We start from the raw sequence: 13,902 nt of genomic DNA, 5'->3' as shown, positions 1-13,902 counted from the left end.
CGTTGAGCAGTCTCAGAATCGATCTTGCCTGGCTCCTCATGCTCGCCGAACAGAAGACACCGGGGGACCCCCAGGTCACCGACTGGGGTGCCCTCGTCGCCGCCGTCGCGCGCCACGAGGCCGAGATCTTCGACGTACCCGTCTACGACACCCCGCCCGCGCGTGCCGCCGCACTGCTCCAACTCCTCATCCACGTACCGGCGTTGGAGCGCTCCAACGCCCTCTTCGCCTCCGCCGTGGCATACGCCTACCTCGTCGCCAGCGGCCTCAAGGTCGCCACCTCGCCCGAACAGGTCCGCGATCTGGCCCGGATGGTCAAGAACGGTGAGGCCACGGTGCACGAGATCGCGGAGGAGCTGCGCCAGTGGACGCTGTGATCACGACCCGGTGGCCGGCTGCTTGACCTCCGGCACTTCGGACGGCCGCCAGGCCGTGCCCAGCACGCAGTACGAAGTGGGCAGCCGCGGCCCCTTCTCCGGCATCAACAGCCTTCGGTAGGGGCCGAGTTCGAACCCGGCGTCCCGGAAGGCGGCGATCGGCTCGCGGGCCAGATGGCAGCCGCCGTTCAGGGGCGGCCACAGGGTGCGGTCCAGGGCGCGCTGAGTGAAGGTCATCGCGCTGCCGCCGCCCCGCCCGTGCTCGAAGAACCGCACGACCCCGCCCGGCCGCAGCACCCGCCGCACCTCGCCGAGTGCGCGCCGCACATCCCGCACGCTGCACAGCACCAGACACAGCACCGCCACGTCGAAGCCCTCGGACTTGACCGGCAGCGCCTCCGCCGCGCCCGGCACGACATCGACCGGCACCTCCGCGCGCAGGGCGGCCTCGACCGCCAACTGCCGCAGCAGGGACTCCGGTTCGAGCGCGACGACCTCCGCGACCGTACGCGGATAGTGCGCGAAGTTGAGCCCGTTGCCCGCGCCGATCTCGATGACCCGGCCGGAGAGCCCGGCGAGCAGCCGGTCGCGTACCCCGCCCATGCCCATCCGGGTCTCGGCGCCGACACTGACCTTGGCGTAGTAGCGGGCGAACAGCGGATGGTGCACGGGGCCCCGCGTGACCTTCGCGGAAGCGGCGGATCCCTGCGGCATGAGGACCTCCCTCACCGGACGCCTTACCGTGATTGTCCCCCGGAACGGCCCCGCGCACCCTTTCACCGGGTCAGGCGATGAAGTCCCGGACCTGGGTGTACACGCCGTGGTCGTTGTTCGTGTCGGTGTGCGAGATGCACCCGACGTCGACGTTGGTCGCACCGCTCAACAGGGCCGAGCTGTTCGGGACGACCGCCGAGTCGCAGTCGGACCAGTAGCTCGCGTACGAGACGCTGCCGGGCGTCTCGTCACCGGAGTTCAGCGCGGTCACGTACGCGCTGCCGGTCTGCATCTCCTTGCAGGAGGTGTACAGCCAGGCGCACAGCGAGGCGACGGACGTCCCGTGGTTCGTGCCGGCGACCGACACGAAGTCGTCGACGTACGCCGTACCGCCCAGGTTCTTGAGGTAGTAGCGGGTGCTGAGCACACCCATCGAGTGGGCGACGAGGTCCACCTTGGAGGCGCCGGTGCGCGCCAGCACGTTCCTGATCTCGGTGGCCAGTTGCTGTGCGCTGGTGGCGTTGGACTGCCCCCAGTCGTACGACCAGGCGTCCAACTCGGAGGAGGAGTAGCCGTCGGCCTTGAAGTCGGCGACCCAGTCGTCCCAGCCGCTGGCCGAACCGCTCAGACCGTGCACGAACACGACCGGGTTGTGGGTGGCCGCCTGAGCGGGTGCGGCGGTGAGGGAGAGGGACAGCAGGAGCGTGGCGACCACTCCCGAAAGGGCGGTGGCGATACGACGCTTGTGGCGCTGCATGATGCCTCCTGAAACGGATGGGGTTCGTCAGGAGTGTCAGCGCGGGTCTACGCGCGCCGCATCGGTGGAATCGCCGGTCTTTACGGGTCAATTAACTCGCCAGTAACGTCAGTTGTGTGGTGTATCCGGTGAACCCCCCGCCGCTCGACCGCACTTCGCCACCGCCTCCCCCCACGGAGGCGTGGCGGCAACTGGCTCCGATGCTTCCCGAAGGCGTCCGGGTACGGATGCTGCACGCCGTCTACGGCGATCCGCGCGCCGCCGCCGAGGCGGTACCGCGCCTGACGGAGCGGCAGACCTCGGGCCACGACCCGCTCCCCACGGACCCCGCGGAGCTGGCCCCGGCCCTCCTCCACGCCCACCGTGCCGAGATCCGCGCGCTCCCGGACGACACCCGCCTCCTGCTCCTGCTGGCCGCGGCCGACCAGTACCCCGTGGCCACCCACGCCTTCCTCCGCGCGACGGCCGCTGCCCGCCTGGACACCCGCCCCCTGGAACGGGCCGAGACCGCTGGCATCGCGCACGCCGGAGCAGGCGGTGTCGTCTTCCGCGACGCCTGGACGAGGATCGCCGCCTACGAGACCGGCTCGCCGGCGGACCGACGCGAGGTCCACCGCCTGCTGGCCCGCGTCCTGCGCGCCGACGGCGAGACACCCCGCCGCTCCTGGCACCGCGGCGCGGGCGCTCTGGGCCCCAGCGGCCGCCTCACCTCCGAACTGCGCGCCGCCGCCGACCAGGCCCGCACCGCCGGCCAACTCACCCTGGCCCGCGCCCTGGTCGAACGCGCCGCCACCCTCAGCCCCGACCGCACCGAGACCGCCCGCCTCCTCGCCCGCGCCGCCACGGACGCCTGGCACGCGGGCGACGGCGACCGCGCCCGCCGGCTGGCCGCCACGGCAGCACACGACGACGCCTTGGCCGGCCTGTTCGCGCTCCGCGCGGGAAACGCGACGGAGGCGTTCGACGCGCTGGTGGCGGCGGCGGTTCAGCGGGGCGGCGGGGGCGAGGGACACGCGGAGGGGAACGGCTCAACGGGCACCGACGGCGGGGGAGGGGCGGCACCGCCCGAAGGAGGCACAACCGCAGCGGGCTTCGGCGTGGGCGGCATCAGCGAGAGACCGCCGGCTCCGCTCGACGGAGGTCCCCCGGCATCGGTCCCGAGCGCGGCCGAGGGGCGACCGGAGACCCGCGCACCGGGTTCGTCTGACGACGTGTCGCCGGGCGGGCGCGTCGACGCGGGGTTGTCGGGTCGATCCGGCGGCGCTGGCCGGGGAGTTGGGATGTCCGGTGGTCCCGGCTCCGCCGCTCATGCCTCCGCAGGGGCCGCCGATGCCGAGGTCTCCGTCAGTTCGCGGGGTTGGTCTGACGACGTGTCGCCGGGCGGGCGCGTCGACGCGGGGTCGTCGGGTCGATCCGGTCTCGCTGGTCGGGGAGTTGGGATGTCCGATGGTCCCGGCTCCGCCGCTCATGTCTCCGGAGGGGCCGCCGATGCCGAGGTCTCCGTCGGTTCGCGGGGTCCGGTTGGCGGGGTGTCGCCGGGCGGGCGCGCCGACGCAGCGCGGCCGGGCCGCCGATCCGGTGGCGCCGGTCGGGGGATCGGGATGTCGGACCGCCCCGGTTCCGCCGTCCACCTCTCCGGAAACGCCGACGAAGCCGCTGTCTCCACCCCTGCGCCGGGTCCGGCCGACGGATTGTCCTCGGGCCGACGCGTCGCCGCACCGCTGCCGGGCCAGTCCGCCGCTGCCGATCGGCGGGTCGGGACGCCCCGCCACTCCGACTCCGCCGTACACCTTCTGGCCCGGGCCACCGAAGCCGCCGTCTACACCGGTGATCTGCGGCGCAGTCGCGAGGCCCTCAGGGTCGCGGGGCGTCTGGGTGTCGGACCGCCGGGGGCGCTGGGCGGCCTCGTGGCTGCCGTGGAGGGGCGGTACGAGGACGCGCGGGACTTGTTGCGGGTGGCGGCGGGTCACGGCGAGCCGGGCGACGATCCCGCGCTGCTCGTGCGCGGCGGCTCCGGCATCGACCGCACGCTCCCTGTGTACGGCGGCCCCGGCATTGACCCCACACCCCCCATGCACGGCCCCGGCGCCGACCCCACGCTCCTCGTGCACGCCGGTATCGCCGCGCTGATGCTCGGGGACCACACCCTCGCCGCCACCGCGACCGTACGGGCCGTCTCCTCGGCGCGGGCGCGGGGCGCGACCGCCACCGTGGTCCAGGCGCTGGAGTTCCGTGCCTACGCCGACTTCTGGACGGGACGCCCGCACGCCGGCGCGGCCACCGCCCTGGACGCCCTGCGGCAGGCCTACGCCACCGGGCAGGACAACGGCGCCTGTCATCTGCAGGCCGCCCTCGCCATGTTCGCGGCCCTCACCGGCGACGAGGACACCTGCCGCGAACGGGCCGCCGCCGCACGCTCGTACGCCCTCACCCACGGCCTCGGTCTGCCCGCCGCGCTGGCCCAGTGGGCGCTCGCCCACCTCGATCTCGCGGCCGGGCGCTTCGCCGGCGCCGCGGCCCGGCTGCGCGCGCTCGCCGGGTTCGGACCGGGCCACGGGCACCGCGCCATCCGGCACTTGGCCACCCCGCACTACGTCGAGGCCGCCGTCCGCACCGGCGACACCCGGGTCGCGCGGGCCGCCCACGCCGACTACGACCGCTGGGCGAGCGCCGTCCGCAGCCCGGACGACCTTGCCCTGAGCGCCCGTTGCCGCGCCCTGCTCGCGCCCGGTGCCGAGGCCGTCGAGCACTACCGCGCCGCCCTCGACCTCCACGCGCACGGCACCCGCGACTTCGAACGCGCCCGCACGGAGCTGCTGTTCGGCGGCGCGCTACGACGACTGCGGCGCCGTACCGAAGCCCGCGACCGCCTGCACAGCGCCCTGGAGGCCTTCGACTCCTTCGGCGCCCCGCACTGCGCGGCCCAGGCCCGCGCCGAACTCCGCGCCCTCGGCGCCCCCGCAACTCCCTCGCATCCAGCTGCAGTTGACCCGACCGCCCGCCTCACGGCCCAGCAACTCCTCATCGCCCGCATGGCCGCCGATGGCGCCACCAACCGCGAGATCGCCGGGCGCCTCGCCCTCAGCCCGCGCACGATCGACCACCATCTGCGGGGCGTCTTCACGCGGTTGGGGATCCGGTCGCGGATCGATCTGGTGCGGTTGTTGGGTGGGGGTGGTGACACCAGGGGCACTGCCTAGGTAGCGCCCCGGGCGAGGCTTTTGTTGGGACAAGCCGCGAGGACACAATAGGGCGCCCCTACGGCGCCTCCCGCTCCCCGAACGCCTCCGCGTCCCACGTCCCCGACAGCCGCGCCGCCAGCCAACTCGGCGCCGCAGTACGGAAGTCGGCCGGCGGCAGAGCACCCGCCCCGGCGGGCACCGCGCCCAGCAGCGACGCTCCCGACACCTCCGGCAGGTCCGCAACATTGCAACGCGACGCCAGGTCCGGTGAGTTCGGCCAACTCCCGATCACCACTCCCGCCAACTCAAGCCCACGGGAACGGAGTTCACGAGCCGTCAGTTCCGTCGTGTTCAGCGTGCCCAGGCCCGCCGACGCCACGACCAGGACCGGCGCCCCGAGCAGCGTCGCCGCGTCCGCCAGCGTGCCGCCCTCCGCGTCGAACCGGACGAGCAGCCCGCCCGCCCCCTCCACCAGCACCAGATCGTGCTCGGTGGCCAGCTTGGCGGCGGCCTCGGCCACCTCCTGCGGACGCACCGGTGCCCGCCCGGCCCGCCGTGCGGCCGTCGCCGGGGCCAACGGGTCGGGATAGCGGGCGAGTTCGGCGGTCGTCACGGCGCCCGCGAGCCGCGCGACCTCCGCCGCGTCCCCTGGCTCGTCCGGCCGTACGCCCGTCTGCGCGGCCTTCAGCACGGCCACCGAGCGGCCGACGGCGAGCGCGGCGGCGGCGACAGCGGCCGTCGTGACCGTCTTGCCGACCTCCGTGCCGGTCCCCGTGATCACCAGTACCGACGACATCTCATCCCTCCCGAGCGGCCGCGCACACCGCGTCCGCGATCCGCGCCAGATCCGCGTCCCCGGTGACGTACGGCGGCATCGTGTAGATCAGGTCGCGGAACGGCCGCAGCCACACGCCCTCGCGCACCGCCGCCTCCGTGGCCGCCTTCATGTCCACGTCGTGGTCGAGCTGCACGACCCCGATGGCGCCCAGGACCCGGACGTCCCGCACGCCCGGCAGCTCACGCGCCGGCTCCAGACCGTCCCGTAGCCCTGTCTCGATCCGTTTGATCTCCGACTGCCAGTCCTGGCCGAGCAGCAGCTCGATCGAGGCGCAGGCGACGGACGCGGCGAGCGGGTTGCCCATGAAGGTCGGGCCGTGGGCCAGCACCGGGACCTCGCCGCGCGAGATGCCGTCGGCCACGCGTGCGGTGCACAGCGTCGCCGCCATCGTCAGGTAGCCGCCGGTCAGGGCCTTGCCGACGCACATCACGTCCGGCGTCACGGCCGCGTGGTCCGCCGCGAAGAGCGCGCCCGTCCGCCCGAAACCGGTCGCGATCTCGTCGAACACCAGCAGCACGCCGTGCGCGTCGCACGCCTCGCGCAGCACCCGCAAATACGTGGGGGAGTGGAACCGCATCCCGCCCGCACCCTGCACCACCGGCTCGACGATCACCGCGGCCAGTTCGTCGGCATGGCGCTCGATCGCCGAGCGCAACCGGTCGGCGTACGACTCCTCGTACTCCTCCGGCGGCGCGTCCACGAAGACCTGGCGGGGCAGCACCCCGGACCAGAGTTCGTGCATCCCGCCCTCGGGGTCGCACACCGACATCGGCTGCCAGGTGTCGCCGTGATAGCCGCCGCGCCAGGTCAGCAGGCGCTGTTTCGCGGGGCGGCCCAGTGAACGCCAGTACTGCAGACACATCTTGACCGCCACCTCGACCGACACCGAGCCCGAGTCGGCCAGGAAGACATGCTCCAGGCCCTCGGGTGACATGTCGACAAGGTGCTTCACCAGTCGGACCGCGGGCTCGTGCGTCAGGCCGCCGAACATCACGTGGCTCATCCGGCCGAGCTGCTCTTGCGCGGCCTCGTTGAGCACCGGGTGGTTGTAGCCGTGGATCGCCGACCACCAGGACGACATGCCGTCCACGACCTCGTCCGTGCTCCCGTCCGCCCCGCGCAGCCTCAGCCGGACCCCGCTCGCCGACTCCACGACGAGCGGTTCCTGCCGACCGGGCATCGGCCCGTACGGATGCCAGACGTGCCGCCGATCCAGCTCCAGGAGCTCGGGGACGGACAGGCCGGGCGGGACGGGCAGGTCAGGCATTGGGCGCGAGGTCCGTTCCGGCACCACGGCGACGGACCGAGACCAGGTCAGTACGGGGTTCGTTCAGGGCAGCCGCGGACGCGGACGCGGGCGCGGCAGTCGCCGTACCGCAGACTTCGCCACCCGCGTGCGACCCGCAGCCGGCGCTCTCGCCGTTCTCGTGGGACCCGCAGCCGCCGCCCGCGTGCGACCCGCAGCCCGCGCCCGCCGTCGCCCGGTGCTCCGGCAGGGTCACCTGGCCGGTGCCCTCCACCTCGAACCCGGCGTCCGCGATCATCTCCAGGTCGGCGTGGCCGGCCTGGCCCTCGCTGGTGAGGTAGTCGCCCAGGAAGATCGAGTTGGCCAGGTTCAAGGCCAGCGGCTGCATGGTGCGCAGGTGGACCTCGCGGCCGCCCGCGATGCGCACCTCGGCGTCCGGGCACACGAAACGGACCATCGCCAGGATGCGCAGGCAGCGCTGCGGGGTGAGGTTCCACTCCTGGGAGAGCGGGGTGCCCTCCATCGGGATCAGAAAGTTGACCGGAACCGAGTCGGGGTCGAGGGCGCGCAGCGAGAACACCACGTCGACCAGGTCCTCGTCGGTCTCGCCCATGCCCGCGATCAGACCGGAGCAGGCGGACAGCCCGGCCGCGTGCGCCTTCTGCACGGTGTCCACGCGGTCGGCGTAGGTGTGCGTGGTCGTGATGTCCCCGTACGTCCCCTCGGACGTGTTCAGGTTGTGGTTGTACGCGTCCGCGCCTGCCGCGCGCAGCCGCTCCGCCTGGCCGTCGGAGAGCAGCCCGAGACAGGCGCACACCTCGACGTCCTCGTTCTGGTCCTTGATCGCCTTGATCGTGTCCGAGACCCGGTCCACGTCACGGTCGGTCGGTCCGCGCCCGGACGCCACCAGGCAGACCCGCTTGGCACCTCCCGCCAAACCGGCCGCCGCCGCCTTCGACGCCTCGTCCGGCTTGATCCAGGTGTACTTCAGGATCTCGGCCTTGGAACCGAGCCGCTGGGAACAGTAGGAGCAGTCCTCCGGGCACAGTCCGGACTTCAAGTTGACGAGGTAGTTGAGCTTCACCCGGCGCCCGAACCAGTGCCGGCGCACCTTGCCGGCCGCGGCCACCACATCGAGCACGTCGTCGTCGGAAGTGGCGAGGACGGCGAGAGCCTCCTCGCGGGTCGGCAGCTCGCGCCGAAGCCCCTTGTCCACCAGCGTGTTCAGCAGGTCCATGAGAGCCGATCCTGTCCTACGGAGCGGCTTTCGGCCAAGGAGAGTTCGCACAACGAAGGGACTTCGTCGTGTGTGCCTTGCCACATCATGGGCGGGAGCACCTGCGGCTAGTGTCTGTTCATTGCCTACAAAAGCCCGGAGGAGCCATGGCGTTCGGCTGGATCGACGAGCAGGCGCTGCTGCGCCGCCGGGCCGGGCTCGTACGGACCCTGCGCCCGCGCCCGGCCGACTCCCCGCTCCTCGACCTCGCGAGCAACGACTACCTGGGTCTGGCGCACCACCCCGAGGTCGCCGAGGGCGCTGCGCGGGCCGCGTACACCTGGGGCGGCGGCTCGACCGGCTCGCGGCTCGTCACCGGGACGACGGAGCTGCACGCGGAGCTGGAGCGCGAGCTGGCCGACTTCTGCGGCTTCGAGGCGGCGCTGGTCTTCTCCTCGGGGTACGCGGCCAACCTCGCCGCGGTCACGACCCTGGCCCCGCACGGCTCGCTGATCGTCTCCGACGCGGGCAACCACGCCTCCCTCATCGACGGCTGCCGGCTGGCCCGGGGCACCACGCAGGTGGTCCCGCACACCGACCCGGAGGCCGTGCGCAAGGCGCTGCGGACCCATCAGGGGCCCGAGGGCACGGCGGTCGTCGTGTCCGACACGGTCTTCTCGGTCGACGGCGACGCGGCCCCGCTCGCCGCGCTCGCCGGGGTGTGCCGGGAGCACGGCGCGGGACTGCTGGTCGACGACGCGCACGGGCTCGGCGTCCTCGGGGACGGCGGACGCGGCGCCCCGCACGCGGCCGGGCTCGCGGGCGCCGACGACGTGGTCGTGACGGTCACGCTGTCCAAGTCGCTGGGCAGCCAGGGCGGCGCCGTCCTCGGTCCCGCGCGGGTGATCGACCATCTGATCAACGCGGCCCGCACGTTCATCTTCGACACGGGCCTGGCCCCCGCGGCGGCGGGCGCCGCCCTGGCTGCCCTGCGGCTGCTGCGCCGGGAACCGGAGCGGGCGGCACGCGCGCGTGCGGTGGCCGCCGAACTGCACGCACGCCTGACCACCGCGGGGCACGAGGCGGTACGCCCCGACGCCGCGGTGGTCTCCGTGCGCGCGCCGTCCCCGGAAGGGGCCTTGCGATGGGCGGCCGACTGCCGTGCCGCGGGGCTCGTCGTGGGGTGTTTCCGACCCCCCTCCGTGCCCGACGGCATCTCACGGCTCAGGCTGACAGCCCGCGCTGACCTCTCCGAGGCACAGATCGAACGCGCTGTGGATGTGATCGGCGAAACGCGACCATGAGTCGGCGTGACACGGCCGTGCGCCGCCGGATGGGGAACTGATCAGGTCCTGGACACGGAACCGATCAGGCGTCGAACGCGGCCGTGAAGCCCGCCCAGCTCTCGGGGGAGAAGAGCAGGACGGGTCCTGTCGCGTCCTTGGAGTCGCGCACGGCGAGCAGCCCCGCCCAGGGGCCGGGGAGCGACAGCGCCGTTTCGACGCAGTTGTTCGCTCCCGTGCTGTAGCTGCTGCGCAGCCATCGCACACCGTGCAGATGGGTACTGGAAGGTACGTTCCGAGGCAGTGCTGACATGGTGCCTCCTTACGCGCCGTCACCTATCCCGGCGATGTAATCCAACGAGTCCTCGGGTGAAAGGGCATAGCTCTGAAGGGCGTTGAAGGCCTCGATGTAGGCCTGGAGGTCTTCTTTCCGTTCGAGGTAGAGGCTACTCGTCAAGTGGTCGAGAACAACCACGTCCAGATCAGAAGTGCTCGAAAATGAGAAGACAACGAAAGGTCCGGTGACGCCGACATGCGCCCCGGCGGTGAACGGCAGTACCTGAAGCCGCACTTGGGGCAGGCGCGCCGCCTCGATGAGCCGTGCCAGCTGGCGTGACATCACGTCAGGGCCGCCGATCTCCCGGCGCAGCACCGCCTCGTCCAGGATCGCGCTGAGTTTCAGCGGCGGATTCGAACGCAGGACGTCCTGTCGGGCGAGCCTCACCTCGACCAGCGCGTCGAGCCGTTCGTCGTCCAGACCTCCGACGGCCGCCCTGGTCACCGCCCGCGCGTACTCGGGCGTCTGCAACAGCCCGGGCACCACCGAGGTCTCCAGCGTGCGCATCGCGCTCGCCTGGGACTCCAGACTGATGAAGTCGCGGTACGTCGTCGGCAGCACCCCGCGGTAGGCGTGCCACCAGTGGTGCCGGCCGCCGCCCTCGTCGGAGCCCGCCAGCATCTGGAGCATCTCCCGCAACTGTGGATCCGAGACGCGGTAGGCATCCAGCAGTAACCGCACATCGGCCGGTTTCACACCGCTGGCGCCGGTCTCGATCCGGCTCACCTTCGACTGATGCCAGCCCACCATCCGGGCCGCCTCACCACTGGTGAGCCCCGACCCGGTGCGCAACGAACGCAGTTCGGCGCCCAGCTTCCGGCGGCGCACCGCGGGTCCGTGCTGCATGGGTCTCTCCTTACTCCTTCCGGGGCGCCCAAATACGGTCTCCCGTCGTAGAGTTCACCGCTTCGAGCGACAGATATATGCATATCTTGGTGGATCGCCACCCGTGACCGGTGCGGGAATGGCACTCTGGCGACGAAGCACCAGTCCGGGACCGTACTCGAACCATCCGCTCTGTGTCGGACCCCGGTCCCGCGGGAAAGGGACGACGTCGCCATGGCAGACCACCTGGAAGCATCCGTCACTCTGCCGAGCGAACCCGCCTCGGTCGCCACCGCCCGCGGTTATGTGGTCTCGACGTTGGCGGAGTGGGGTCTGCCGTCCGACACGGAGGTGGCCGACACCATCCGGCTCATCGTCTCCGAACTGGCCACCAACGCCGTACAGCACACCTTCGGCCAGTCACCCACCTTCACGGTGGACATCGTGCTGGACCGTGACGAACAACTGCACATCGGGGTGACCGACAGCCACCCCCGGTTCCCCAAACGCCTGCCGGCCGCTGTCCAACAGGACAACGGCCGGGGCATGGTGATCATTCGTTGGCTGGCCGCGGAGTGCGGCGGCCGGCTGCGGGTGCGGGCCACCCCGGAGGGCGGCAAGACGGTCTCCATCGAACTGCCGTGGACCGTACCGGCGCGCCCGGTCACGACCGCCGGACAGCAGGAGCCGTAGAGCCGGTGTCGAGCCCCGCGGGGGCGACGGCGTGTCAGGTCGCCGTCACCCCCGCGGGAGAGTCAGCTGACCCGGCCGTACCAGACCTTCTTCGTCCAGATCTTCTGCAGCCGCACCACGTCCCCGGTCTTCGGGGCGTGCCAGATCTTTCCCTTCCCGGCGTAGATGCCGACGTGGTAGACGCTGGAGCCCGAGTGGAAGAACACGAGGTCCCCGGCCTTGCGGCTCTTGGCGGAGATGTGGTGGGTCTTGTTGTACTGCTGGGCCGCCGTGCGGGGCAGCTTCTTGCCCGCCTTCTTGAACGAGTACAGCGTGAGCCCTGAGCAGTCGAAGCGGCGTGGTCCGGTGGCGCCGTACTTGTACGGGGAGCCCTTCTTGGACGCCGCGATGTGAAGTGCCTTGGTCGCAGGCGTCGCGGCCGCGGCGTCGGAGGCGACACCGGGGATCACGACGGAGCCGCCCACTGCGGCGATGGTGAGAGCGGAGGCCGTACCGGCCCGGGCCATCAGCGACGGGACACGATTGAGCGCAGACATGCGCAACCCTTCGTCAGCCGCCTGTGAAGGATGACCTGTCGGATTCGGGCTGGCGAAGTTGCCCGGCCGCACACTCGCGGCTTCACCCCAAGGGCTGCTCGACCCGGTCATGGCGTGACCGTCCCGGCGACCCGTCGTGCTTGGGTCCTCCACTCCTACCGATGCAATCCTGTCGACCTGTCATCCGGGCGGCGGTAGGACTCGGCGTCCGCCCGGATCGCCCCGCCGCTGCGGCGGGGTCTTGTCGTCAGACAGGGATCTTGACCTATGAATGTCCGAAAAGCCCAACGGAATCGGGGATTTGTGGGGTTACTCACCACTCACCCGTTCGGGTGGACTCCCCTGTGTTCGAGCCGGTGTCCAGGACGCACGGGCCCCCGGACCAGCACTGGAACGCCTCATGCGGCCCTCGAACCCCGCGCGTTGCGCAAGCCTGACGGTCGCGAAAAAGTAGCCGCAACTCCTCCGAACGGGGGTACACCATTTGGTCCGTTTCGCCGCCGGTCCGGACGTCCCGACCGCGCGGCGGACATCCGAACCGGCCACGCCCGCGTCAACCGGCGGAGTGCGGCGGCAGTGTGAGCCGTGCGGTGCGGCGCTCGCCGTCCAGGACCCGCAGGGCCCGCGCCAAGGTGGGGGCGTGCACCTCGGCCTCGCCCCGCTGGTGCATCAGCGCCAGCGCGTCACGTAGTTCGGCCGCCTTGGACACCAACGCCTGCGCGGCCCGGAGTCCGCGGTAGGTGTCCCCGTGCCGCGCCGGGTTGATCCGGCCGAGCAGGTCGACCACATCGAGATAACGGTCGATCAACTCGCCCTCGGCGCGCGTCAGCGCGGGCAGCGGCGGCAGTTCGGGTGGGAGCACCGGAGGCTCACCTCCCCGCGGGCGGGGTGAGCGTGGTCTTGCGGGTGGAGACGATCCGGTCCACCAGGCCGTACTCCAACGCCCCCTGCGCATCAAGGATGTTGTCCCGCTCGATGTCCTCGTGCACCTGCTCCGCCGTGCGGCCGGTGTGCCGTACCAACAGCTCCTCCAGCAGGTCGCGGGTCCGCATCAACTCCTCGGCCTGGATCGCCAGATCGCTCGCCTGCCCTTCAACCGGCCCGGAAAAGGCGGGCTGATGGAGCACCACCCGCGCACCCGGCAGCGCGAGCCGCTTGCCCGGCGTGCCCGCGGCCAGCAACACCGCGGCGGAGGAGCCGGCTTGCCCCAGACAGATGGTCTCCACGTCACAGGTGACGAACCGCATCGTGTCGTAGATCGCCGACATCGCGGTGAACGAGCCGCCGGGGGAGTTGATGTACAGCGAGATGTCCCGGTCCGGGTCCTGGTACTCGAGGTGCATGAACTGCGCCATCACGTCGTTCGCCGACACGTCGTCTACCGGCGTCCCGAGAAAGACGATCCGCTCCTCCAGCAGCTTCGAGTACGGATCCATCGTCCGGACCCCGGAACTGGTGCGCTCGGTGAACTCGGGCAGGACATGGCGGGCGATCGGTCGGGTCATGGGTGCCCCTCCTTCTGCGTCTGACTGCGCCTGACTGTGTCTGTACAAAATGTACAGGACGTACGTGACGTTAGAATGAGGCATGGCCTACGAGATTCCGGTGACGCAAGCCAGGGCTGAACTCGCCGACCTGATCAACAAGGTGGTGTACGGCGGTGAGCGCGTCGTCGTGACACGGCACGGCAAACCGCTGGTCGCCCTCGTCTCCGCCGCCGACCTGGAACGACTCGCCGAGCTCGACGCGGCGGCCGTCGAGGAGGAGCAGGTGATCACCGCCGTCTCCACGGTCCGCGAGGTCCCGTCCGCTCCCCGCGAACAGCACCGCTTCGGCATCACGGCGCACCACCGGGGGACCGGCGCCTCCTAGGCGAGTCACCGGCGCCTGTGAGCACT

The 13,902-nt window shown here is 71.6% G+C and carries 15 protein-coding genes and 1 riboswitch; of the genes, 5 read left to right on the top strand and 10 right to left on the bottom strand.

Going from position 1 to position 13,902, the window contains the following annotated elements; translation table 11 throughout:
• Positions 1–2: 2 nt before the first annotated feature.
• Positions 3–377 carry a fic family toxin-antitoxin system, toxin component gene (locus ACIQI8_RS37320; protein ID WP_402360958.1) on the top strand — a complete coding sequence of 125 codons (375 nt, stop codon included), beginning with the start codon at positions 3–5 and terminating at the stop codon, positions 375–377.
• Here ACIQI8_RS37320 and ACIQI8_RS37315 read toward each other — a convergent pair whose 3' ends face one another.
• Together ACIQI8_RS37315 and ACIQI8_RS37310 are read right to left on the bottom strand one after the other, a co-directional pair.
• On the bottom strand, positions 378–1,091 hold the full coding sequence (locus ACIQI8_RS37315) for a class I SAM-dependent methyltransferase (RefSeq protein ID WP_402360956.1): 714 nt from the start codon (positions 1,089–1,091) through the stop codon (positions 378–380). It lies immediately after the preceding gene.
• 70 nt (positions 1,092–1,161) lie between these two features.
• Positions 1,162–1,848, bottom strand: a complete 687-nt coding sequence (locus ACIQI8_RS37310) for an esterase/lipase family protein (RefSeq protein WP_402360952.1) — start codon at positions 1,846–1,848, stop codon at positions 1,162–1,164.
• Between the two features lie 200 nt (positions 1,849–2,048).
• Here ACIQI8_RS37310 and ACIQI8_RS37305 point away from each other — a divergent pair, with 200 nt between their 5' ends.
• Complete coding sequence (locus tag ACIQI8_RS37305) at positions 2,049–5,048, top strand: LuxR C-terminal-related transcriptional regulator (RefSeq protein WP_402360949.1); 3,000 nt, start codon at positions 2,049–2,051, stop codon at positions 5,046–5,048.
• A 58-nt stretch (positions 5,049–5,106) separates the two neighbouring features.
• Here ACIQI8_RS37305 and bioD read toward each other — a convergent pair whose 3' ends face one another.
• From bioD to bioB, 3 genes are read right to left on the bottom strand one after another with little or no spacing between them, the layout of a single operon-like run.
• The gene (gene bioD, locus ACIQI8_RS37300; RefSeq protein WP_402360946.1) at positions 5,107–5,826 is read right to left on the bottom strand and encodes a dethiobiotin synthase; all 720 of its coding nucleotides are present in this window, start codon (positions 5,824–5,826) and stop codon (positions 5,107–5,109) included.
• Between the two features lies 1 nt (position 5,827).
• Positions 5,828–7,135 carry an adenosylmethionine--8-amino-7-oxononanoate transaminase gene (locus ACIQI8_RS37295; RefSeq protein ID WP_402360943.1) on the bottom strand — a complete coding sequence of 436 codons (1,308 nt, stop codon included), beginning with the start codon at positions 7,133–7,135 and terminating at the stop codon, positions 5,828–5,830.
• Positions 7,128–8,351, bottom strand: a complete 1,224-nt coding sequence (bioB, locus tag ACIQI8_RS37290) for a biotin synthase BioB (RefSeq protein ID WP_402360940.1) — start codon at positions 8,349–8,351, stop codon at positions 7,128–7,130. The genes ACIQI8_RS37295 and bioB overlap by 8 nt, the downstream gene beginning before the upstream one ends.
• 146 nt (positions 8,352–8,497) lie before the next feature.
• Between bioB and ACIQI8_RS37285 the strand changes: the two genes are divergently transcribed.
• Positions 8,498–9,634 carry an 8-amino-7-oxononanoate synthase gene (locus ACIQI8_RS37285; RefSeq protein ID WP_402360937.1) on the top strand — a complete coding sequence of 379 codons (1,137 nt, stop codon included), beginning with the start codon at positions 8,498–8,500 and terminating at the stop codon, positions 9,632–9,634.
• A 64-nt stretch (positions 9,635–9,698) separates the two neighbouring features.
• Here ACIQI8_RS37285 and ACIQI8_RS37280 read toward each other — a convergent pair whose 3' ends face one another.
• Complete coding sequence (locus tag ACIQI8_RS37280) at positions 9,699–9,926, bottom strand: DUF397 domain-containing protein (protein WP_402360934.1); 228 nt, start codon at positions 9,924–9,926, stop codon at positions 9,699–9,701.
• A gap of 9 nt (positions 9,927–9,935) precedes the next feature.
• Entirely contained in the window at positions 9,936–10,796 is an 861-nt protein-coding gene (locus ACIQI8_RS37275) for a helix-turn-helix domain-containing protein (RefSeq protein ID WP_402360931.1), read from the bottom strand.
• Between the two features lie 213 nt (positions 10,797–11,009).
• Here ACIQI8_RS37275 and ACIQI8_RS37270 point away from each other — a divergent pair, with 213 nt between their 5' ends.
• A complete protein-coding gene (locus tag ACIQI8_RS37270) occupies positions 11,010–11,468 on the top strand; it encodes an ATP-binding protein (protein WP_402360928.1) in 459 nt (152 codons plus the stop codon).
• Between the two features lie 62 nt (positions 11,469–11,530).
• On the opposite strand, the gene ACIQI8_RS37265 is transcribed toward ACIQI8_RS37270, so the two are convergent.
• From ACIQI8_RS37265 to ACIQI8_RS37255, 3 genes are all read right to left on the bottom strand, one after another.
• Entirely contained in the window at positions 11,531–12,004 is a 474-nt protein-coding gene (locus tag ACIQI8_RS37265) for a C40 family peptidase (protein WP_402360925.1), read from the bottom strand.
• A gap of 3 nt (positions 12,005–12,007) precedes the next feature.
• A riboswitch (cyclic di-AMP (ydaO/yuaA leader) is annotated at positions 12,008–12,208 on the bottom strand.
• A 349-nt stretch (positions 12,209–12,557) separates the two neighbouring features.
• Complete coding sequence (locus ACIQI8_RS37260) at positions 12,558–12,866, bottom strand: hypothetical protein (RefSeq protein ID WP_402360922.1); 309 nt, start codon at positions 12,864–12,866, stop codon at positions 12,558–12,560.
• Between the two features lie 7 nt (positions 12,867–12,873).
• Positions 12,874–13,509, bottom strand: coding sequence for an ATP-dependent Clp protease proteolytic subunit (locus ACIQI8_RS37255; protein WP_402360919.1), 636 nt, complete (start codon positions 13,507–13,509; stop codon positions 12,874–12,876).
• 82 nt (positions 13,510–13,591) lie between these two features.
• Here ACIQI8_RS37255 and ACIQI8_RS37250 point away from each other — a divergent pair, with 82 nt between their 5' ends.
• The gene (locus tag ACIQI8_RS37250; protein ID WP_402360916.1) at positions 13,592–13,876 is read left to right on the top strand and encodes a type II toxin-antitoxin system Phd/YefM family antitoxin; all 285 of its coding nucleotides are present in this window, start codon (positions 13,592–13,594) and stop codon (positions 13,874–13,876) included.
• The last annotated feature ends 26 nt before the right edge of the window (positions 13,877–13,902 follow it).

The organism is Streptomyces sp. NPDC092369 (genome assembly GCF_044755245.1).
GTDB lineage: Bacteria > Actinomycetota > Actinomycetes > Streptomycetales > Streptomycetaceae > Streptomyces.
This window is presented reverse-complemented; position numbering and strand designations above follow the sequence as displayed.